Annotated in this window: 23 protein-coding genes and 1 riboswitch; of the genes, 1 reads left to right on the top strand and 22 read right to left on the bottom strand. The window is 46.4% G+C overall.

All coding sequences use genetic code 11. From position 1 onward, the window contains the following. Window positions 1-128 precede the first annotated feature (128 nt). Window positions 129-389, top strand: coding sequence for a hypothetical protein (locus G519_RS50005; protein WP_127528199.1), 261 nt, complete (start codon window positions 129-131; stop codon window positions 387-389). On the opposite strand, the gene G519_RS0107220 is transcribed toward G519_RS50005, so the two are convergent. From G519_RS0107220 to G519_RS0107115, 22 genes are all read right to left on the bottom strand, one after another. Then, window positions 351-701 carry a spore coat protein gene (locus G519_RS0107220; RefSeq protein ID WP_029194100.1) on the bottom strand — a complete coding sequence of 117 codons (351 nt, stop codon included), beginning with the start codon at window positions 699-701 and terminating at the stop codon, window positions 351-353. The genes G519_RS50005 and G519_RS0107220 overlap by 39 nt on opposite strands. 13 nt (window positions 702-714) lie before the next feature. Beyond that, a complete protein-coding gene (locus G519_RS0107215) occupies window positions 715-993 on the bottom strand; it encodes a hypothetical protein (RefSeq protein ID WP_029194099.1) in 279 nt (92 codons plus the stop codon). 551 nt (window positions 994-1,544) lie between these two features. Next, the gene (locus tag G519_RS0107210) at window positions 1,545-2,729 is read right to left on the bottom strand and encodes a DNA sulfur modification protein DndB (protein ID WP_029194098.1); all 1,185 of its coding nucleotides are present in this window, start codon (window positions 2,727-2,729) and stop codon (window positions 1,545-1,547) included. After that, window positions 2,729-3,883, bottom strand: coding sequence for a DNA sulfur modification protein DndB (locus G519_RS0107205; RefSeq protein ID WP_029194097.1), 1,155 nt, complete (start codon window positions 3,881-3,883; stop codon window positions 2,729-2,731). The genes G519_RS0107210 and G519_RS0107205 overlap by 1 nt, the downstream gene beginning before the upstream one ends. A 91-nt stretch (window positions 3,884-3,974) precedes the next feature. Beyond that, a complete protein-coding gene (locus G519_RS0107200) occupies window positions 3,975-5,150 on the bottom strand; it encodes an aminotransferase class I/II-fold pyridoxal phosphate-dependent enzyme (RefSeq protein ID WP_029194096.1) in 1,176 nt (391 codons plus the stop codon). Window positions 5,151-5,214: 64 nt separating this feature from the next. Continuing rightward, window positions 5,215-6,345, bottom strand: a complete 1,131-nt coding sequence (locus tag G519_RS0107195) for a site-2 protease family protein (RefSeq protein WP_244280051.1) — start codon at window positions 6,343-6,345, stop codon at window positions 5,215-5,217. Beyond that, window positions 6,320-6,685: an arsenate reductase family protein gene (locus G519_RS0107190; RefSeq protein ID WP_029194094.1), complete on the bottom strand. Its 366-nt coding sequence runs from the start codon at window positions 6,683-6,685 to the stop codon at window positions 6,320-6,322. Before G519_RS0107190 ends, G519_RS0107195 begins: the two co-directional genes overlap by 26 nt. 127 nt (window positions 6,686-6,812) lie before the next feature. Continuing rightward, complete coding sequence (locus tag G519_RS0107185; protein WP_029194093.1) at window positions 6,813-7,754, bottom strand: RluA family pseudouridine synthase; 942 nt, start codon at window positions 7,752-7,754, stop codon at window positions 6,813-6,815. Beyond that, window positions 7,751-8,320, bottom strand: a complete 570-nt coding sequence (locus G519_RS0107180) for a cob(I)yrinic acid a,c-diamide adenosyltransferase (RefSeq protein ID WP_029194092.1) — start codon at window positions 8,318-8,320, stop codon at window positions 7,751-7,753. Before G519_RS0107180 ends, G519_RS0107185 begins: the two co-directional genes overlap by 4 nt. Before the next feature lie 2 nt (window positions 8,321-8,322). Then, on the bottom strand, window positions 8,323-9,927 hold the full coding sequence (locus tag G519_RS42150) for a cobyric acid synthase (RefSeq protein ID WP_036632289.1): 1,605 nt from the start codon (window positions 9,925-9,927) through the stop codon (window positions 8,323-8,325). Further along, a complete protein-coding gene (gene cobD, locus G519_RS42145; RefSeq protein ID WP_036632287.1) occupies window positions 9,917-11,026 on the bottom strand; it encodes a threonine-phosphate decarboxylase CobD in 1,110 nt (369 codons plus the stop codon). Before cobD ends, G519_RS42150 begins: the two co-directional genes overlap by 11 nt. Window positions 11,027-11,089: 63 nt before the next feature. Then, entirely contained in the window at window positions 11,090-11,941 is an 852-nt protein-coding gene (gene cobS, locus G519_RS0107165) for an adenosylcobinamide-GDP ribazoletransferase (RefSeq protein WP_036632286.1), read from the bottom strand. After that, window positions 11,914-12,903, bottom strand: a complete 990-nt coding sequence (cbiB, locus tag G519_RS0107160; protein WP_029194090.1) for an adenosylcobinamide-phosphate synthase CbiB — start codon at window positions 12,901-12,903, stop codon at window positions 11,914-11,916. Before cbiB ends, cobS begins: the two co-directional genes overlap by 28 nt. A gap of 5 nt (window positions 12,904-12,908) precedes the next feature. After that, entirely contained in the window at window positions 12,909-13,520 is a 612-nt protein-coding gene (gene cobU / locus G519_RS42140) for a bifunctional adenosylcobinamide kinase/adenosylcobinamide-phosphate guanylyltransferase (protein WP_051253207.1), read from the bottom strand. 65 nt (window positions 13,521-13,585) lie between these two features. Next, window positions 13,586-14,659: a nicotinate-nucleotide--dimethylbenzimidazole phosphoribosyltransferase gene (cobT, locus tag G519_RS0107150; protein ID WP_029194089.1), complete on the bottom strand. Its 1,074-nt coding sequence runs from the start codon at window positions 14,657-14,659 to the stop codon at window positions 13,586-13,588. A 23-nt stretch (window positions 14,660-14,682) separates the two neighbouring features. Then, window positions 14,683-15,459, bottom strand: a complete 777-nt coding sequence (locus G519_RS0107145) for an ABC transporter ATP-binding protein (RefSeq protein ID WP_029194088.1) — start codon at window positions 15,457-15,459, stop codon at window positions 14,683-14,685. Window positions 15,460-15,464: 5 nt separating this feature from the next. Beyond that, a complete protein-coding gene (locus G519_RS0107140) occupies window positions 15,465-16,502 on the bottom strand; it encodes a FecCD family ABC transporter permease (protein ID WP_029194087.1) in 1,038 nt (345 codons plus the stop codon). 1 nt (window position 16,503) lies between these two features. Beyond that, window positions 16,504-17,520, bottom strand: a complete 1,017-nt coding sequence (locus tag G519_RS0107135) for an ABC transporter substrate-binding protein (protein ID WP_029194086.1) — start codon at window positions 17,518-17,520, stop codon at window positions 16,504-16,506. Window positions 17,521-17,766: 246 nt separating this feature from the next. Beyond that, a riboswitch (cobalamin riboswitch) is annotated at window positions 17,767-17,914 on the bottom strand. Between the two features lie 32 nt (window positions 17,915-17,946). Then, window positions 17,947-18,474, bottom strand: coding sequence for a type 2 periplasmic-binding domain-containing protein (locus G519_RS0107130; RefSeq protein ID WP_029194085.1), 528 nt, complete (start codon window positions 18,472-18,474; stop codon window positions 17,947-17,949). A 61-nt stretch (window positions 18,475-18,535) separates the two neighbouring features. Then, window positions 18,536-18,802 (bottom strand): aspartyl-phosphate phosphatase Spo0E family protein, encoded by a 267-nt coding sequence (locus G519_RS0107125; protein ID WP_029194084.1) that lies wholly within the window; start codon window positions 18,800-18,802, stop codon window positions 18,536-18,538. Window positions 18,803-18,870: 68 nt separating this feature from the next. Next, complete coding sequence (locus G519_RS0107120; protein WP_029194083.1) at window positions 18,871-20,076, bottom strand: aminotransferase class I/II-fold pyridoxal phosphate-dependent enzyme; 1,206 nt, start codon at window positions 20,074-20,076, stop codon at window positions 18,871-18,873. Window positions 20,077-20,091: 15 nt separating this feature from the next. Continuing rightward, entirely contained in the window at window positions 20,092-20,583 is a 492-nt protein-coding gene (locus tag G519_RS0107115) for an Lrp/AsnC family transcriptional regulator (protein WP_029194082.1), read from the bottom strand. Window positions 20,584-20,613: the final 30 nt, after the last annotated feature.

The following is a 20,613-nucleotide window of genomic DNA, read 5'->3' as shown; positions in this document are numbered from 1 at the left end:
TACTCCATAACGTCACTGGTGTTCGTTAAATCAATCGAGAAGGTGTATTCTCATGTATAAGTACAATACGGTTCGTTAGCAATGACATTACAAGTGGGGCTGACGAAGAAAACTCGACGCAGACAATCTTGCTGAGCGTCTGGATGGGCGGCGAGCGCAGCTGGTGCGATGCGCACGGTGGCGCAAGCGTGGCGGCGCCGGTCGGCGGGAAGCTCCAGGTGAAGCTTATGCCTTATGGCTTCGCCGTGCTGCGCGCGGAGCAGCACATTTCCAATGAACACAAAAAGACACCAAAAATGGTGTCTTTTTGTATTCACGATGAGAGCATCAATTCCTGCCGCAAGCAACCACTACTGAATGGTTGTGCCTTGATATGGGAATTGCGTTGAATAATTAGAAAACTGTTGAAAGGCTTGATCCAGTTTCGTTTGTTCTTCGGCCTCTAATTTGTAGTGCCCTTTTCTAAACATCATTTCAAATAGTTCATATTGACATTGATGTGTCTCGTTCAAAATCGTCATAATATCCTGGTGTAGAGAAGTGTGACTTGCTTCTCTGGCAGATACGTTAAAGCTGTCCGTTAAGTATTTTTCCGTCGCCAAGATATCGTTTACCCGGTCACGGTCATTCAATTCGGGACCTTTGACTTGCGGCTCATTGGCAGGTTTAGGATTCTTGATGACTTGTGGATTCTGATTCATATACGATCCTCCTTCATTGTTGTGTTTGAGGAACTTTTTTCATTTCCTCTGTATTATTGTTTTGCAGGTGTTTCAATAAGAGCATGTAATGTTTTTGATGCATTTGACCGGCCTTATCAATCAATTGTCTAATTTCAGAATCCGAGCATTCCTGTGCAAAATGGCGGCATTTTTTCATGGCTAAGAGCTCCCACGATAATTGGTCCTTTAGATACTGAGAGTCCTTGGTAGTAATTACCTGAGGTGGTACTTGCATAATGGCGTTTTGTTGTTGTTCTTGTTGAGTTTGCATGTTGTCTCCTTTGTTTTTTCGAGAATACGTATAGCATGCACATATTAATAAATATTTATGACAAAGTTTGGATAATCAGGAACAGCCTTCTTCCCTTTTTAGGTGAACAGTTTCACGCGGGAACCCTTGGATTCTGACCACCTTGTGGCAACAAGCAATGTTGTGTTTTGTACAACACTATTCAAGCTAGTCAGCTCTGTCCGGGGAGAATGTTGCAGTAAATACAATAATCCCCACAAAAATGAGCCGATTTGGATGAAAAATGGTTTAATTCTTGTACAAAATACAACATCTTCTATTTATGGGAAAATATTAAGGAAATTGTTGTACGCCGTACAACTCCCAGGCAAACAAGCAGGGAAAAAGTCAGTCACATTTGCATTCATTCTCCCCCGCGCCCCTCAAGGATAAACGACTCCGTCGTCCTTCTGGGACGAGCACGTTTGTCAAGGTAGATGCGAAGCAAAAGTATAAAACTTATACTTTCTTATCTACTAAACAAAAAAAAGACAAATGAGATCAATCTCTCATTTGTCTTTTTGCCTGTGTTTTTATGAAGCAGACGAAGCTACATCATCTTCAGCCGCACTTCCACTATCCGTGCCCTCAAGGAAGAATTGAACAAGCTTTACATGCTTTTTCAGCGATTTCTCGTGGATGAGATTGATCTTACCGTTATCCAACGCGCCAAATACGTAAATCAATTCCTCATTGTCATGCGACCAATCGAAGCCATCCAGAATCTGCAAGGCATTCGTCCATTCCTCGTTATACTCCCCGTTCGGGAATAAGAAGCGATTAGCATACAGTGCGATACTTTCTTGAATCACACGATTGGCAGATGTATACTGCGCCAAGCCTGGTTGCTCTGGCATCATCGGCAGGATCGTATTAAAAAATTGGTGCAAAATTTCTACATACGTCGATGGATCGTGGCGAATTTTACGCTGAAGCTCATAAGATGGCTGCATTCTGCCTGAAAAGAGCATCGTCGCCGTTGCATATAACCAGCTGAAGCAAGTAAAGTTCCTATTGAACGAAGTCAAGTTGTTGCGACGCTCAACACCGGCTGCTTTGAGATACACATTATGATCGACAACTTGTTGAATAACCAGATTTAACGGGTCAATGGAATCGAAGGAGTGACCAAGCTCTTTACTCACCAGCTGAACTTTAGAGTTAATGTCGCCGAACAACTGCTGCTCTTCTTCCTCTGTTAAGCCAATATAGATTTGTACGGCAAGCTGTGTTTCCATCAAATCTAGACGTCTTCCCTCAAGCTGATTAATGGTACCTTCTGTTTCCTCAACCTCTTGCTTAATTTCAGCATCCTCCGGGAACTTCCGTTGTTTGATCTTTAGCACCACTAATTTTTTCTCATAACGTCTAACTTCCTTTTGCATCTGATCATTCACATAGCCAAGCGCTAAGATACGATGCTGACCATCCAAAATAGACAGCTTAGATCCATGCTTCAGAAGGAATTCCTTCTCGCCCTTGGACAGCTGATTCACTTCACGCAATGACAGCGTAACCGGTCCGAAGAACACATGATCGAGCTCCCGCTCTTGCAAATAGGTGGAGATTTTGCGTCTTTGCATGTTGCTCAGCTTACGCTGCACCATAGGGTCAATCATCGTATAATTCAACAGATCCTGAACGCGTAAAGCTACGGTTGAAAGTCCGAACTTATCACAAAAAGGATGAATGGTCATCTTAAGGCGTAATCCTTCCATTAGCTCACGTCCTCCTTGGAATTATAAGAATCGGCATCGCTGATGAGAAATGCATTCTGATCTTGATAAAAGTTTTTGATATGGTTGTAGGCTTTCATAATGCGAGTCCGTCTCGGCAACCGATCCTTCTCTTCACCCGCATAAATGTTGTTCCAATTCACATGCGGAAGTATTTTCAACACGTGCTCAAGTGCATAGCGATTAAATTTACCTGGTTTCGTAGCTTCTTCATGCACAAACATGGCTAGTGCAATTTGGATATTCTCCGACCATACGATTTCACCCTTAGCTGGTTCGGGCAAGTAATTCAACAAGCCATTGAAATAGGTTCCTGCCAAGGATACCAGATCTTGCAGCTCTTTATCCTCATATTGATAGCCGTTATTGCGCGCTGCTGATTTCATTCTGCCTTCAAACAAAGCAATCAATATTTCGATCAGCAAGTGGTAGGAGAACAAATACTCAGGGGACTTGCCGCGTTCAGAGAACATATCTACGGTCAGCTTCTGCATAGCTGGCGCTTTGGCTGCAAGCTCCGACGCAGCAACGTGATAGAATCTGCGCTGATCGCGAAGTACCGCCAGGTTGCCGCCTAGCTTGCGCGGAAGTTTATTAATGTCGGAGAACAATTGACGTTCTTGACGAGCATTAATGTCCAAATAAGTCATGGTTGAGATAGGGAACGCGTACAAACGGCGAAGCTTCTCCGTGATCTCTTCCATCTTGTCGTACTCACGACGATCCTTGGCACGAGCCATTTGACTTTGTAACGTCTCCATTATGCGCTGGAAAGCGGCCAACCGATGCTGACCATCCACGACATACAATTTCTCAATAGGCTGCAAACGAAGCGCTTGTTGATCTTCGTCATAGTGACCTGCACCTCTTGCCGAGAAAATGATTCCCGGGAAATAAATAGGTTGGCGATCTTCTAAATACAAATTAACGTAATCAATTAGTTTAGAAAGATTACGCGGAATAATCGCACGTTGAACTTCTAAATCAACTTCATAGATTGAAAATAGTTTGCTCATAGGCAGTGTAGCTGCAATTGTCGCTTGCCCAAATGTTTGCCCCAGAATTCCGGGAATTTCTACGAACGATGAAGGCTTCTGGTCAGCTAAAAGCTCCGATAATGAGGAAATGGCATCCATATGCTTACCCCTTTCAACAAATAAGTTTTATTTCATTACGTAAACATCTATATGTCTCTCATTCTCCTATTTTTACCAATATCTCTAATTTTCATTCTAACGTGCGAAGCCAATCTCCTATTCGCTTTGCCGCCTCAAGTAATCGACCCTCTTCTTGTACCAATGCAATTCGCACAAAGCCTTCTCCCTCGGCCCCGAAAGCGTCTCCAGGAATAACGACAACACCAGCATGATATAACATTTCCCGGGAAATTTGTCGAGATGTCCATCCTTTCGGAATTGGAGCCCAGATAAACATAGTTGCCTTGGGTGGTGGTATGATCCAACCCGCTTCCGCTAGTGCCGAGATAAACACATTTCGTCTTCTTTCATACACATAGGCAACGGAGTGATTATGCTCCATGTCTTCCTCTAATGCTGCAATTCCAGCCGCTTGAATGGCACTGAATACACCGTAATCGATATTGGATTTCAGCGTTTTTAGAGCATTCACTGCGCTTGCATTTCCGGTTAAGAAAGCGATTCGACAACCTGCCATATTAAAACTTTTTGACAGTGAATGAAACTCGACAGCAACCTCCTTAGCGCCTTCTATCTCCAAAATGCTTATTGGCCGGTAACCGTCAAAAGCCATTTCGGAGTAGGCAAGATCGTGTACGACAAGCAAGTCGTGCTTCTTGGCATAGGTAATCAAATGCTCAAAGAAAGCGCGATCTGCAACAGCAGACAATGGATTGCTTGGATAGTTAAACAGGATGAATTTAGCCTTAGCAGCCACGTCTACTGGAATGTCCTCTAATTGGGGTAAAAAGTTGTGTTCTGCGCGCAGCGGCAACAAGTAAGGTTCGACTCCCGCCAGCACGAGACTTGCCGAATATATGGGGTAACCTGGATCAGGGACAATGGCCATGTCCCCAGGATCACAGAGTGAAAGCGCTAAGTGAGCAAGACCATCTTGTGAGCCCATCAGAGTCAATATTTCACTTTCGGGACTCAGCTCCACACCGAATCGATAGCGGTACCATCGGGCAACCGCTTCTCGAAACGCTAAACTTCCTTCTGATGTAGGATAACCGTAATGCGCAGGGTTGCGAACGGCCTCTGTTATCGCTTCAATAATTCGATCAGAAGGAGGTAGATCAGGACTTCCTATACCTAAATCTATGACGTCTACCCCTTGGTTCATAACCTCTCTCTTCCAATCTGCTACTTCTGAAAAAATAGCCGATCCTAGTTGACTAAGTCGCTTTGATCCTGTAATTTTCATGGTTCATATCCTCTTTATAATGAATTCACTTCATATCATTAATTAATAGGGCGAGTGTAAATCATCAGTCGATAATTCCAACTTGATGAACAAGTCTAATCATATAAAGCAAAAACAATACGAGGGCAAGATATGCGATTCCGAATTTCCAACGGGTTTTCGCAGGGACTTCATAATAAAGCTCCTGTATCCCTAGAGGTGTATAATCCACTTTTACTTGCAACCCTAAATAAAACCCCGTCTCTTTCTGCATACGTTCCACTTTGGTTAATTGAACTCTTTTAATAATGGATTGCTGAGGCAATAACGCATGCCCCTCGAATCCGATCCCCTGCCAATACAACACAATAGTTTGTCTACTCTCCCCAGGGCCCTGTAAATCCGAATAAGTTGTATATTCAAGATCTCGTGTATGATTTTCACCTGGAATGATATATCCCTGTTGAAGTAGATGATCAGCCCTAAAATCGAACCGAGTCGAAACCGAAAGAATCTCTTCTCGATTTCTGTATTTCACGAATTTTTTATACAAGTCCCAAGCAAACATGGCCCATATTACAAAGAAAATAAGTTGACTTACACGGCTATTTATATAGTAAATAAATACCAGACCGCCGATTAAACCCAGAATCCATAGCCAACGAGTTACTGCTGTAGAAATTCGCCCTCCATCTAGTGGATGAATGGGGAGTAAATTAATTAAATTTAAATAGAATGCAGCGTAGGCAACCGAGACAATGACAGGAGAATTGATATATACACCCAAACCAAAAGCGGCAACGCCACCAACAGTCCCCAGAATAGGACCACCTATGCCAATAAACGCTTCTGTTGCAGCATCGGAAGGATTCTTTTTCATTGTTATCAGTGCTCCAAGAAAAGGAATAAATACGGGAGCTGACACGGGAAGCCCCTTTATCTTGGCAGCGAAAACATGACCGAGCTCATGAATGAGAATCATCAGAACAATGCCAATTGCAAAGGGCAGCGGAGCCAGATAGGCATAGGCCCAAATTGTTATGAACATCGAAATGATGGCTCCGCCAACCTTACCAAGCTTTAGTAAGCCTAAGAGCAGCTTTCCTTGTGATAATAGAACGGCTATGAAACCTCCAATGGCTAGCGGTGACTTTTTACCTGCTGGTTTCTTCTTCTCTTCCAACCTATGATCACCCCTTCGCCCATACTTCATCATACTCTGCTTCCTTGAAACCAACAGTTACTTTATGGCCATCGGTTACGATCGGACGCTTAATCAACCTGCCGTTTGAGGCGAGCAATTCGAGCATTTGCTCTTGCGACATGCTGGAAAGCTTGTCTTTCAGACTCATCTCTTTATATACGTCTCCGGAAGTATTAAAAAACTTTTTTATTTCCAGACCGCTATCACCAAGCAGCTTAGCCAATTCCTTGGCAGAAGGCGGCGTTTCGAATAAAGGGACACTTTCTGTAATATCTACATGATGATTTTTCAGCCACTTTATGGCACTACGGCATGTCCCGCATTTATCATAACAAAATATTTTTACTCCCATGATGTTTAAAGCTCCTTTAAGTCTAAGTTGAAATGAAACGAACTACTTAAAATTCTGAGCTAATTGATACGGAAAGTCAAGTTATAACAAAGTAAAACCATCCTAAAAAGGGATGGTTTCTGTTTAATTACTTACTTTCCTGCAGCCATGATTGCAAAACAGTTAAATCCGCAGGCAGAGGAGCATGAAACTCCGTCCATTCCCTTGTTCCTGGATGCACAAAGCCCAGTTTATACGCGTGAAGTGCCTGACGACCCAGTCGTTCACTAGCCTCTGCAGCTGATAAACTATGCTCAAACTCAGGCAGTGTGTACATCTTATCTCCAAGCAGCGGATGACCCAAATGCCGCATATGAACACGGATTTGATGTGTTCGACCGGTTTCAAGCCATATCCGAACTAAAGCGGCATGCGCGAATTGTTCCACGACCTCATAATGAGTTACGGCCGAATACCCGTCAGCGGTAACGATGCGAATATGCGGCTGTTCAGAATCGCGATCAATAGGTTCATTGATCGTTCCGCTTTGCGCTGTGACGACGCCCCACACAAAGGCTAGGTATTCTTTTTTCACCTGATGCTGAATCATCTGCTCCGATATTTGCTGGTGCACATAGGGCGTCTTTGCGATTGCCAATACACCTGAGGTTTCTTGGTCTAGCCTATGCACTGGGCGGAAACGGCACGTAATGCCCGCTTGCTGCCAATGATACACAACGCCATTGGCGATTGTGTTCAAATAATGCCCATGCGTTGGGTGTACGATGATACCCGCATCTTTGGCTAATATCAACAGATGCTCATCTTCATGCAGAATTTGCAGTGGAAGATCTTGCGGCAAGATATCCTCGGATTGCTCTTCTTCCATACGAATTTCTACACGATCGCCAGCCTTCACCTTAATGTTGATGTATTGTCTAACCCCATTCACCGTTATGCCCTGCTCGGTCAGCTTAATACGGGATAGCAATTTGCGTGAGACCATCAATCTTTTTTGCAGCACCGTCTTGAGAATGAAGCCCTCTTCCTCTGGAGGTACGATGTATACTAACGGTTCATAATAACTCATGATTTACGTCTAAACACCTCAGCGCTTCGTACATATTCCACATCCGTAATTCCTTCACGGTGATTCGCAGTGCGGGCAATGGTGAAGAATAAATCGGACAGTCGGTTCAAGTATCTTCGGACTTCCGGATTAATTTCCTGTGTTCTAGCAAGCGTTACCACCCGGCGTTCAGCTCTACGGCAAACGGTACGGCAAACATGAAGTGTGGATGAAACGGTTCCGCCGCCCGGCAAAATGAATCGTGTAATATCCGGAGTTTCAGCATCGTATTTATCAATCCAAGTCTCCAGCATATCGACCATTTCGGCTGTTACTTTATAAGGACGCAGCTCCTGCTTCAAGAGAGCAAGATCTGAGCCGCAATCAAACAGTTCATGCTGCACCTGCAGCAAATCCGGGAGTAAATCAGGATATTTCTCTGGATCCATAAAGCTCATCGCCTGACCCACATAACAATTCAGTTCATCTGTTGTGCCATAAGCTTCAACACGAACATCGTCTTTATCCACACGGCCACCGATTACGCCTGTCTGCCCCGCATCACCAGTTCGAGTATAAATTTTCATTTTCAAACATCCTCCCTTTTCCAAGGCTTTGATAACTCCATCATCTCATAAACACGATTCATATCCAAGTGACATCTAACGTGGTCAGCCAATCTATCGAAAGCAGCCTCTCGACGTTCTTTAAAACGAAGTCCGCCCTCGATGAGGGATAATCCTTTATGCTTGCGAATACGATTTAACCAGGCTCTGCGGAAGTCATCATTATGCAATATTCCATGTAAATACGTCCCCCAAACACGCCCATGATCCGCAGCTGCCCCGTCTCCGTGCAGAACGTTGTCAGGGCTATCCTTATCGAGGCTGGTAAGAGCCTTGATCTGGAAAGGCGTCACCAGTTCTTGCAAATAACGCGTCCGTCCCATGTGAATTTCGTAGCCATCGATGACAATCTCAGCACTATTTTCAGCAAAAAGTGTACTGCTCCCCTGAACTTGAACGGTCCGTTTATCGGAAGTAAATACCGTCTCCGTTGGTAAAAGCCCTAGCCCCTCCAGCTCAGGATGATCGGATTCGTAGCCGTTTGGATCCAGCAGCTTAGCGCCTAGCATCTGATAGCCTGCACAAATACCGGCGACCCAACCATTCTCTATTTGCGCAAAAGCCTTTACTCGTTCTGCCAGACCGGATTCGTTCAAATATCGTAAATCATCCATCGTATTCTTGCTGCCCGGCAGCAATACGACGTCCGGCTCTCCCCACTCGGAAAGGTGTGTAATATAGCGGAAATGGACATCTTTCTCTTCTTGCAGAGGATCAAAATCCGTAAAATTAGAGAGGCGTGGCAAGCGAATAACCGCGATATCCAGCTGATCAGCCTGTTTCCCTTGAGGACTCTCATTCCGTTTGTTCTGCATGCGCTTGGAATCTAGTGAAGCTGAGTCCTCATCCTCAATGCCTAACTGCGGCAGATAAGGAATGACCCCAAGAACAGGTTTACCCGTCTTCTCTTCTAGCCAATCTAAGCCCGGTTTCAACAGACTAACATCTCCACGAAACTTATTAATAATAAAGCCTTTAACCCGGTCTCTTTCCTCCGGCGTCAAGATCTCCAGTGTCCCTACAATTGAGGCAAATACGCCTCCACGATCAATATCAGCAACAAGAAGTACAGGAGCATCCGCCCAACCCGCTAGCCGCATATTTACAATATCACGGTCCTTCAAATTAACCTCAGCAGGGCTTCCTGCCCCCTCCAGCACCACTACGTCATATTGACTGCGTAAACGGGTTAAAGCTTCCTTCACAATGACTTCAGCCTGCGGCAAATAGGACTCTCTATACGTCCTGGCATCTAGATCCGAGTATGGCTTCCCGTGAACAACAACCTGAGCAACCATGTCTTGCTTCGGCTTAAGCAGGATCGGATTCATATCTGTTGAAGCTAAAATACGACAGGCATCCGCCTGCACCCCTTGCGCTCGGCCAATCTCTTTGCCATCAAAAGTAACATACGAATTAAGGGACATATTTTGCGACTTAAATGGCGCCGTTTGCCAGCCGTCTTGAACGAGAATGCGGCACAATGCGGCCGTTAGAATGCTTTTACCCACGTCGGAAGCTGTGCCCTGAACCATCAGTGTTGCAGCTTGCACAGTCTTATTCGTCATCAGCTTGCCCCCGGTTCTGCATGAATTCGGCCATCATGTGATGTAAACCAGCTATTAACCGTTCGTTGTCTTCGCGAAGTCGTATCGCAACTCGGCAATAGCGTTTATGGAGACCTTCAAAAAGGGAAGCATCTCGGATCAATAACCCCTGCTGACCCAAATGCTTCTGGGCCATCTTCACATCGATACCCATCCACTCAGGAAATGAAAAAAGCAAGAAATTCACATCACTAGGAACGACTTCAAGACCTAATTGCTCGAGCTGCTGAGTGAGCCAAGGCTTCTCTTCCTCCAGCCACTGCCGGCTGGACTGCTCAAAATCCAAATCATCAAGCACGGCAGTTCCGATGCGCTGAGCTAAATAGTTTACGCTCCACTGCACCTGAAGTTGTTGGATGTGCCGAATCCTATCGGGGTGAGCCACCATAAAGCCTAAACGTATACCCGGGATGGAATAAAATTTCGTCATCGAACGGATGACGACAAGCTGCTGACTTGTGGAAGCGAGTTTGAGGAAAGAGTGTTCCTGCTCATTCGGTACAAAATCCATGAAAGCCTCATCAAGCACCAATCTACGGTTACTCTGCATAAGCATGTCCAACACCTGACGAGGAACCAGCTTCCCTGTTGGATTATTCGGATGACCTAGAAAGAACAAGTCCACGGCCGAATTGGCGGCTTCGATATCTTGTTTCTGCAATTCAAAATTGTGTATTGATGATAGAGGGATGTTGTAAATACCGCCACCTGATTTATGAACCGCTTCCTCATATTCACTAAAAGAAGGCCTCGCTATTCCGGTAACAGAGGGCTTTAACACTCGCGCAGTAAGATCGATCAGCTCCGCAGCCCCGTTGCCAACCAGAATACTATCCACCTCGATATCATATTTCAACGAAAGCTTGTTTCTCAGCTCACGCACGGCGGGGTCTGGATATTTCACCATATCGCGCCACCCGTCTCTGAGAATATGCTGCACAATCGAAGGAGGGCCTAACGGATTCATATTCGAGCTGAAATCCAAGAATTGCTCCTTCGGACGGCCAAAGGCTTCTTCTGCCGTCCAGAGATCGCCACCATGCCCATAGCGTTCTAGCATGATATTCACTCCTTTCTCTGAGGTATAATCTGGATGGATGATCATTGTTCGGGATTTGCAAACCTACATGTGGGAAGCTGAGAAGATGGTAACACCCAATAAAAGTAGAGTTTCGATAAGCTCGTTCAATGCACCGTATGTATCTCCAGTTAAACCGCCCAATTTACGACTTATATACGTGGCCAAAATCCAACCTATTAGAATTGTGCCTATAGCAAAGCTAAAAATGATAGCTAAACCATTGGTGAAGGAGATCAATGTAACGCCAGAGTCAGCTTGCCATACGGAAAATATTGTAATAAAAAGCGTAGTAGTAAAGAGAGCTACTAGGCTAGACAAAGTCACATGCCATTTGGTAACTCCGCGAAAAAAACTACCTAATCCCGAGTCTCGCCGGGCATAGGGCCAACCATGAATAGCTGCAACCATAAACCAGCGGCTCCAGATGGGCACGACCGCAAGTAAGAAGCATACGCCGCCCATCCCACCAGTATCTAGCAAGGTGTATAGAAGCGAAAACTTGAGGAGCAGTTGGATAACACAAACGATGACACCCATGGCGCCAACGCGACTGTCTTTCATGATTTCTAGCATTTGCTCGCGGGGTCTGTGGCTAAGAATACCATCAGCGGTATCCATTAGCCCGTCTAAATGCAGGCCCCCTGTTAAGACGATCCAGAACCCAAGCAGCAGAACGGCTGCGGGCATCGCAGGCAGGACGAGGCTAACCCCCTCACCTGCTAGGAGTAAAAGAAGACCGATGACGAATCCTGCTAGCGGATAAAATATCACGCTTCTTTGGAATACTCGGTTCGTATAGTCAATTTGCACAGGAATAGGCAAACGAGTTAAAAACTGAAAGGCTGCTATGCAAGCACGCAGCCAGTCTAGTAAAACAGTACGAGTAGTATGCACAGCAATCCTCCCATCACTACAAAGCTGACGCCGTAAAGCATCCTTACGGCGTAGACAATATCCTGCTGCGTCCGCTGACGCAGTGGCCAGCCGAGGCGAGCGCGCTCACTCGCAGCGCCGCCATAGACGTTCAGCCCGCCCAGCTCAATTCCGAGTGCCCCGGCTACCGCCGACTCCGGAATTCCGCTATTCGGGCTGGGGTGCAGATGCGCGAAGCGGCGAATCGCTGCCGCTGCGCGCTTCGCCGAGAGGCCCGGCTGCAGCAGGGCGACGAGGATCAACAGGAGGCCGGTCAGCCGAGCCGGGATCCAGTTCATAACGTCGTCCCAGCGGGCCGACGCCCAACCGAAATGACGGTATCTGTCATTTCGGTAGCCGACCATCGAATCCAGCGTATTCGATGCCCGGTACATCATCGCGAGCGGTGCTCCGCCGATCAGCGCATAGAACAAAGGCGCGATGACCGCGTCGACGATGTTCTCTGCCACGGTCTCCACAACCGCGCGCGTCAGTTCTTCCTCGCCGAGCTCATCCGTATCGCGGCCTACGATGTAGCCCGTGTACTTGCGAGCATCTGCGAGATTACCTGCACGCAGCGGATTATAAACTAGATATGCGGCATCCTTTAATCCTTTTATAGCTATCGTTGTGGAAATGAACCATGTAGAGACCAAGTAGCCGAGCCACTCATGGATCGAGCGAGCAGCAAGAATAAGCAGCAGCATCACGCAAAAGCTCAGCACTACAGTAGAAACAGTAAGCATGACACCCTTCGTTCGTACCCATCCAGATGAGATAACTGATGTCTCTTTTCCTTTATGTAACTTGCCTTCTACCCAGCGAATGAAGCGTCCAATGAGAATAACCGGGTGTGTAGGCCACTTCGGATCACCAATCAGCCAATCCAGCGCAATGGCAGCAGCCGTCATACTAACGATTTCCTGCCAAGAATATATCCACATATTGATCACCGTTCTATGCTTAAAGACTTATTTATTCCAGTATTTATTCCAGTCGATTCTTCCAGTCGATAAGCTCTGCTTTTGAGCTCCATGGGTATGCCAACCGTGACAAGGAATACCTGCTCACATACCCCAGCTAAACGTTGATTCATTCGTCCTGCCAAGTCGCGAAAACTGCGGCCAAGCGGATATTCCGGCACAATGCCATCACCTACTTCATTCGTAACCAAGATGAGGTGTCCACGGTAGGAGGACACGGCTTCTACAAGCTCGTCTATACGTTTCATTACCCGAGCAGAAGCATCTACTTCCCCCTCATGTTGGAGCAACCAGTTGGACAGCCAAAGAGTCAAACAGTCAACCAAGACCACGGCATCCTCCCCGCTCTCCTGCAGGTGGAGCAGCAGCTCCCGCAGTTGGAAAGGCTCCTCCCGGGTATCCCAGGGATACCCCGAGGCAAGCCTCATCTGCTGATGCAGCTCAACCCGCTCCTTCATTTCCTCATCGTAGATGTGGGAAGTCGCGATATAAATCCCACGCTCGCTGCCATGCATGGCGAGCTTCTCCGCGAAAGAACTCTTGCCGCTGCGCGCGCCGCCCGTAACCAAAACCGCCATGGCGCCTTCGCCTCCCTCTCTCCACTTACTGCGTAAGCTAACGAATCATCGCTGCAGCCAAGCCTCTAACCCCGCGACACGCCTGCGCTCTCGAATGTCGCCATTTCCTTCATGATCTTGCCTGCGGCATCGATCAAGTTAAAGGCAAGCACCGCGCCTGTTCCTTCGCCCAGGCGCATATCCATTTGCAGTATCGCTGCGAGGCCAACCGCTTCGAGCAGCTTCGCATGTCCCTGCTCCTGCGATAAGTGCGACGCGAGCATGTAGGACGCGCTTAGCGGTGCTAATCGGCTCGCCACAAGGGCAGCTGCCGACGAGATGAAGCCGTCGACGACCACCGGGCAGCGATTCTTCGCTGCGCCGAGAATCACACCAACAAGTCCGGCGATCTCCAGTCCGCCGACCTTCATCAACACATCGAACGCATACTCTGCGCTTGATCTGTTCACCTCATCCACACGAAGCCCATTCACATCCAGCGCCTTATTCACAACGGACACTTTATGCAGCCATTTGCCATCATCAATGCCCGTTCCTCGGCCAACAGCAATGCTGGCATCCAAGCCCGTCAAAGCGCACAAAATCGCCGCGCTAGCCGTTGTATTACCGATCCCCATCTCTCCCATAGCGAAGAGTCGATAGCCCTTTTCCACCAACTCGTCTACAACTTCTACGCCAGCTTGTATCGCCTGCACAGTCTCATCCAGCGTTAATGCCGCTTCACGCGCCATATTACGCGTCCCTTTTCTTACTTTGCGAGAAAGGAGATTAGGGTGCTCCAGATCAGCATTAACCCCCATATCGACACAGACGACTTCAGCGCCGGCATGTCTGGCAAGAACATTGACAGCAGCCCCGCCATAAAGGAAATTAAGCACCATTTGAGGCGTTACTTCCGCCGGGTATGCACTAATCCCTTCTTCACATACACCGTGATCTCCAGCCATTACGATGACCGCTTTTTTCTCAAAAATCGGCATCACTTCGCCCGTAATTCCAGCAACTTGACGCGCAATATCTTCCAGTTTACCGAGGCTTCCCTGCGGTTTAGTCAACTGATTCAAATGCTCATTCGCTTGGTTCACCACCTCTTGATGAACAGGCTTAATGCTATCTATAATCTTTTGCATCTTATTCATGATTGTGTCCTCCGATAGCTCAACTATTTTCCGGGCTGTAATAAAATTTGCGGCGCATCGTTAACGGGGTGCTGCAGGACAATCGGTTCTGTTCCATACACTTCGCTGATTAATCCGCTAGTAATGATTTCATCAGGTGTTCCTATCGCTGCAAGCTTGCCATTATGTACAACCATTAATCGCGTGCAGTACTGCGCAGCCAAATTCAAGTCATGCAGGACAGCTACAACCGTCAACTCGGATTCTCGCTGCCATTCCTTGATATAATCCATCATCTGTACTTGATATCCGATATCCAAGAACGTTGTTGGTTCATCCAACATAAGCAGCCGCGGCTGCTGCGCCATCACTTTAGCAAGAGAAACACGCTGCCGTTCACCGCCGCTAAGACGCTCGATTGTTCGATCTATCAGCGGTTCCAAGTGCAGCTTCCGGACAATCCCATCAATTAAACCTTCGGCATCAGCCGGCTCCTCACCAAGCCAATTCTGAAAAGGATATCGGCCCATTTCCACCACTTCACGGACCGTAAAGCCAACTGGAGGCAGCGCATCCTGCTGGAGAACAGCAAGCCATTTAGCCAGTTCTTTTCGCGAATAGGAGGATACTAAACGGCCACCCAGGTCAACACGTCCGGTTTTAACAGGATCAATCCCTGATAATAGACGGAGCAGCGTCGACTTACCGCTGCCGTTTGGCCCAATTATGCCAAAAAATTCACCCTGCTTGATCTCAAAGCTGATGCCCTCCAGCACTTGCTGTTCCCTAAAGCTCTGGGAAAGGTTCTCCACTTTAATCATCTCGATCAACCTCTTAACGTTTTCTTATCCTTATGGAGCAAATAAGCAAAAAATGGCGCGCCCAGAAATGCTGTAATGACCCCAAGTGGTATTTCAGTTGGACTCAGCAGGGTACGAGCAAGTGTATCTGCCCAGAGGACATAAATGCCTCCTCCAATTGCGGACAATGGAATAATCAACCGATAATCCGGACCTACCAAAAGTCGCACTAAATGCGGCACGATGAGCCCTACAAAGCCGATTACACCAGCAACCGATACCGCAGCAGCAGTAAGGAAAGTGGCCACAATAAGCACAATCAGCTTCGTACGCTCTACATTCACACCAAGATGTGACGCCTGCCGCTCGCCCAAAGACAGTAAATTTAACGACCTTGCATAGCTAAGCAGCACGATAAAACCGATTATTAAATAGGGGGAAATGATATACGTATACGACCAACCTCGCATAGCCAAGCTGCCCATTAGCCAGAAAATGATTTCATTAATGACTTGTTTGGAAATTGACACCATGAAGGATACGATTGCCCCTAGAAATGCCTGCATGACCACGCCTGATAAAATAAGCGTCTCCATCTTCAGCTTCCCTTCGATCTGCGCAAGCTTAAGAACCAGAAATAAAGAAATAAGTCCTGTTACGAAGGCAACAATTGGAATCGACCATTGCCCAAACCACGCTACTTGCAGTCCGAAATAGATTAAAAATGCGGCTCCTACAGAAGCCCCCGAGGACACACCGAGTGCATAAGGATCCGCAAGTGGATTGCGCAGCACACCTTGAAAGGCTGCCCCTGCGATTGAAAGTGAAGCCCCTACAAGAATCCCTAATAATACACGGGGAAATCGCACTTTATTGATGATTTGTTCTGAAGACTGCGGCCAGGTTGCATGGATGTGATCTCCCAGCCAAGGGATATGCTTGGCGAGAATACTTGCAATTTGCAGAACCGGGAGATTTGCGGTACCCAGCGACAAGCTCGCCACAATAGAAAGAAGAAGGAGTATAACCCCTACTCCTCCCCATAGCATTAATTTTCTTTTCATTTTATTTCACCAGTTCAGGATAAATGCCTTTCGCCATTTCAAGCAACCCGTCGGTCAATCTTGGGCCTGGACGGCTAAGCATGTTTTGGTCGAGGCCAACCACCTGCTTGTTCTTCACGGCATCAATGGCATCCCAACCGCTTCTTGTACGGATAATTTCATCTAGTGGTTTCTTACTTTTACTATCGACAACCCCATTAGCGAACAGAATTACACTTGGGTTTTGTTGAATGATTTTCTCTTCACTGATTTGATACCAGCCATTTTTGTCCCCTGCAACGTTAACACCGCCAGAAATCTTGATCAATTCATCCATAAACTCGCCACTGCCCACTGTCCATCCCGGGGCAAATTCAATGTATACCTTTTTCTTGTTCTCTTGCTTCACGTCTTTCACTGCATTAACAACCTTTTGACGGTCCGCTTTCATTTTAGCAACCACTTTTTCCGCTTGCTCCTGATGATCCGTAATTATTCCGTACGTTTGAATATTCGCAATGGCATCATCCACTGTTTTAGGCTCCACTTTAAACAAGTTGATATTCAAAGCTCGCAGCTTTTCTACCGTATCGGGATTCATCGAAACCCCCGTAAAAACGACATTAGCGTTTGCTGCGATAACCGCTTCTTGGTTAGGCTTCGTTATGCTGCCAAGCTTTGGCTTCGTTTTCGCGGCTTCTGGATAATCATCATAATCAGATACACCAACAATATTAGCTTCAAGTCCAATTGCAAAAAGGGCTTCAGTCTCAGCCGGGGACACAGAAGCAATACGTTCAGGCGCTTTATCAAATGTAAACTCCTTGCCCGTAGCATCCTTTATTTTCAAAGGATAAACCGTCTTCTTGGCTGCTGCTGTTGTTGGTGCCGCCGTTGCAGCAGGGGCTTTCGTCCCCTCCCCGCCAAGCTTGGACGGATTAGAGATTTCCGTTTCCTTTTTACCGCAAGCTGCGAGACTCATTGCTGTTGCTAGCGCTACTGTAAGAATAAATGCATTTTTTACTGAATTCCTTTTCATCTGGTAAACCCTCTCTCTGAACAATTTATTTCGATTGACCCCAAGGATAAACGGCTGCGCCGTCTCTCAGAGACGAGCGCGTTTGTCAAGGTTGATGTGGAGCAAAAGTATAAAACTTATACTTTCTTATCAACTAACAAAAAAGCCCCTTTGTTCTCAAAGGAACAAAGGGGACGATAAATCGCGGCGCTCAGCAACCCTTACGGTTGCTTCCTGATTTAACGCGATCCTTTTCCTCGAAGGATGTCGTAAACGGCACCATAGGCAGGTATCCTGACTCTCCCGGCAATTCATGCCTGGATTACAGTGGCGGGACCGCGCCGGACTTTAACCGGCTTCCCTTTTAAGTGGCAATCTCTATGAGCTTACCAGCACCTGTGGCTGCATATTTTACTATCAATCTATTTGTCGATTATAGACTTCTTGTTACTTTTGTGCAATTATTTTGAGCACTTGCTTCGACTCATTCATCTTCGGAGCATTTTGAGGAATAAAAGCTACCAAGCCTTTCCCTTCAAAACCTTGCTCTTTCATCCATTTGTTTCCTGCAAGCGGAATACCATAAAGATGTTTTTCAGCAGGCTTGCCCTCTTCCGCTATTTGAATAACGCCATCCGGATAATCTTCTGGTTTGATCGTATCATCCAAAGAAACGAAACCCGCTTGATTACTTAGTGATTTGAATTGATCTTCAGCAAGAATGAAGATGCCGTTGCCTCCTGCTGCCAGTTCCACAATCATTTTTTCCAACGAAAATATAGGGGATGTATTGACTTTGACTGTAGGAACCTCGCCAACCTTGGATTTCAATGAACTCTCCAGCTTGTCCCCCGCTTCACTTGGAAAACCATTAGCGCCCATAATAAATATCGATACATCCGGCTTCGGCCCGCCGCAACCCGTAAGCATCACCATAAGACCCATCATCATAACCAACAGCCATTTCACTTTCATGTTGTGAGCGTACCTCCGTTTGTTATCTGAATCCATCGATAGTCGTGAGAAAAGTCGGTTTTCACCGACTTTTTTTCCCATTGTGCATATATTCATTTATTTTTTGGTCTAGGATTGTACTCAATTCAACGACGGATTCCGATGTCATTTCTTCCCCGTCAAAAACCATCTGTTCTAACCTGCGTCGCAGAGAATGAATCTCTTCTTCTAATAAGGTAAGGGAGTTTTGCTTCTTCGCACGCTTGGTCAACCAACGTTGTCCGAAATCCTGTTCACGAATTTGAAAATGTTTTTGATAGGTTGATAGTTGATATTCCATAAAAGCCATGCTCATCCCTCCTTACTACAAGAATACCAGTTTTCATCAATAATGAACATATTTATTTACGTTATAGATTACAATTTTCTCATAAAATTACCAATTCTCTCTAATGCTTCATTTAGTTGAGAAACACTATAGGCATATGAACAGCGAAGGAAGCCTTCTCCGCCTAAACCAAACACATCTCCAGGCACGGCAGCAACCTTTGACTCAAATAATAACCGCTGCGCAAACTCTTCTGAGGTTAATCCTGTTGCGACAATACTTGGAAATGCATAGAAAGCACCTTGCGGCTCATGGCATTCGAGACCAATATCTCGGAACCCTTTTACAATCAAACGTCTGCGTTGGTTATAAGACTCGATCATCCGATCTTTCTCTTCCAAGCCGTTCGTCAACGCCTCGTGAGCAGCAACTTGACCCATCACCGGTGCGCACATCACCGTGTATTGATGAATTTTGGTCATCGCCGAAATAAGCTCATGGTGACCGCAAGCATATCCCATCCGCCAGCCTGTCATGGCAAAAGCTTTGGAGAACCCGCTAACCAAAATTGTCCGATCTTTCATGCCAGGAATAGCCGCGAAGCTCACGTGCTTCTGACCATAAGTCAACTCTGCATATATTTCATCGGAAATAACAATAAGATCGTTCTCTTCAATGACTTTGGCAATCGGCAGCCAATCCTCATAGGTCATAATGCCGCCTGTTGGATTGCTAGGATAGCAGAGAATTAATATTTTGGAGCGTGGTGTAATCGCATCGCGAAGAGCTTTCTCTGTCAGCTTAAACTGGTCCTTCGCGAAGGTCTCGATCCCAACAGCTACGCCGCCGCTTATACTCGTAATTGGAGAATACGAAATATAACAAGGCTCAGGTATAAGAATCTCGTCGCCAGGCGTTATTAAAGCTCGGAGAGCTAAGTCAATCGCTTCACTGCCGCCAACCGTTACAAGGACTTCATTCGATGGCTCATATTTCACTTTAAAGGACGTATGAAGGTAATCGGCAATCGCTTCACGAAGCTCAGGAATACCTGAATTTGGCGTGTATTTCGTTCTACCGCGTTCCAAGGAATGCACAGCCGCTTCACGGACATGCCAAGGTGTTGAGAAATCCGGTTCCCCTACACCAAGAGAAATAATATCTTCCTTGCTGTTGCTCACCAAATCAAAAAACTTCCGAATACCTGAAGGCTTCATTTCACGTACGGCAGGAGCGAGGTAGTCCTGCATCGATTTGACTTTGTTCTGCTGGATCGTTATCTCATCTTTGATCATGGCGTTCCCTCTTCTTTACGGCGAAACGAGCATTCGGTGATCGTCTTCCTGATCCTCGAATATAATGCCGTCTTGTTTGTATTTTTTTAATATAAAATTCGTCTTTGTTGAAAGTACGCGATCGATCGGTGAAAGCTTGTTAGACACGAAAGAAGCGACTTGTTTGAGGGAACTGCCCTCAATTTCCACAAGTAAATCATAGGCGCCAGACATGAGATAAACCGATTTGACTTCTGGATATAAATAGATCCGTTCCGCGATAGCATCAAACCCGTGTCCGCGTTCCGGCGTAATTTGCACTTCAATCAGGGCGGTAACCTTTTCGTCATCCACTTTGCTCCAGTTAACTACTGTCGCGTATTTGACGATGACCTTATCCGCTTCCATCTCGCTTATCGCTCGCGCCACCTCGGCCTCCGCCGTTCCTAGCATAGTGGCGATCAAGTCCGCACTCCTGCGGGCATCTTCCTTCAGTATTTCGAGAATTTTTAGCTTCAAAGCATCCATGGTTAAACCTACCTTTCTGAAATCTGATTC

The sequence above is a fragment of the Paenibacillus alginolyticus DSM 5050 = NBRC 15375 genome, assembly GCF_000422905.1.
GTDB lineage: Bacteria > Bacillota > Bacilli > Paenibacillales > NBRC-103111 > Paenibacillus_E > Paenibacillus_E alginolyticus.
This window is presented reverse-complemented; position numbering and strand designations above follow the sequence as displayed.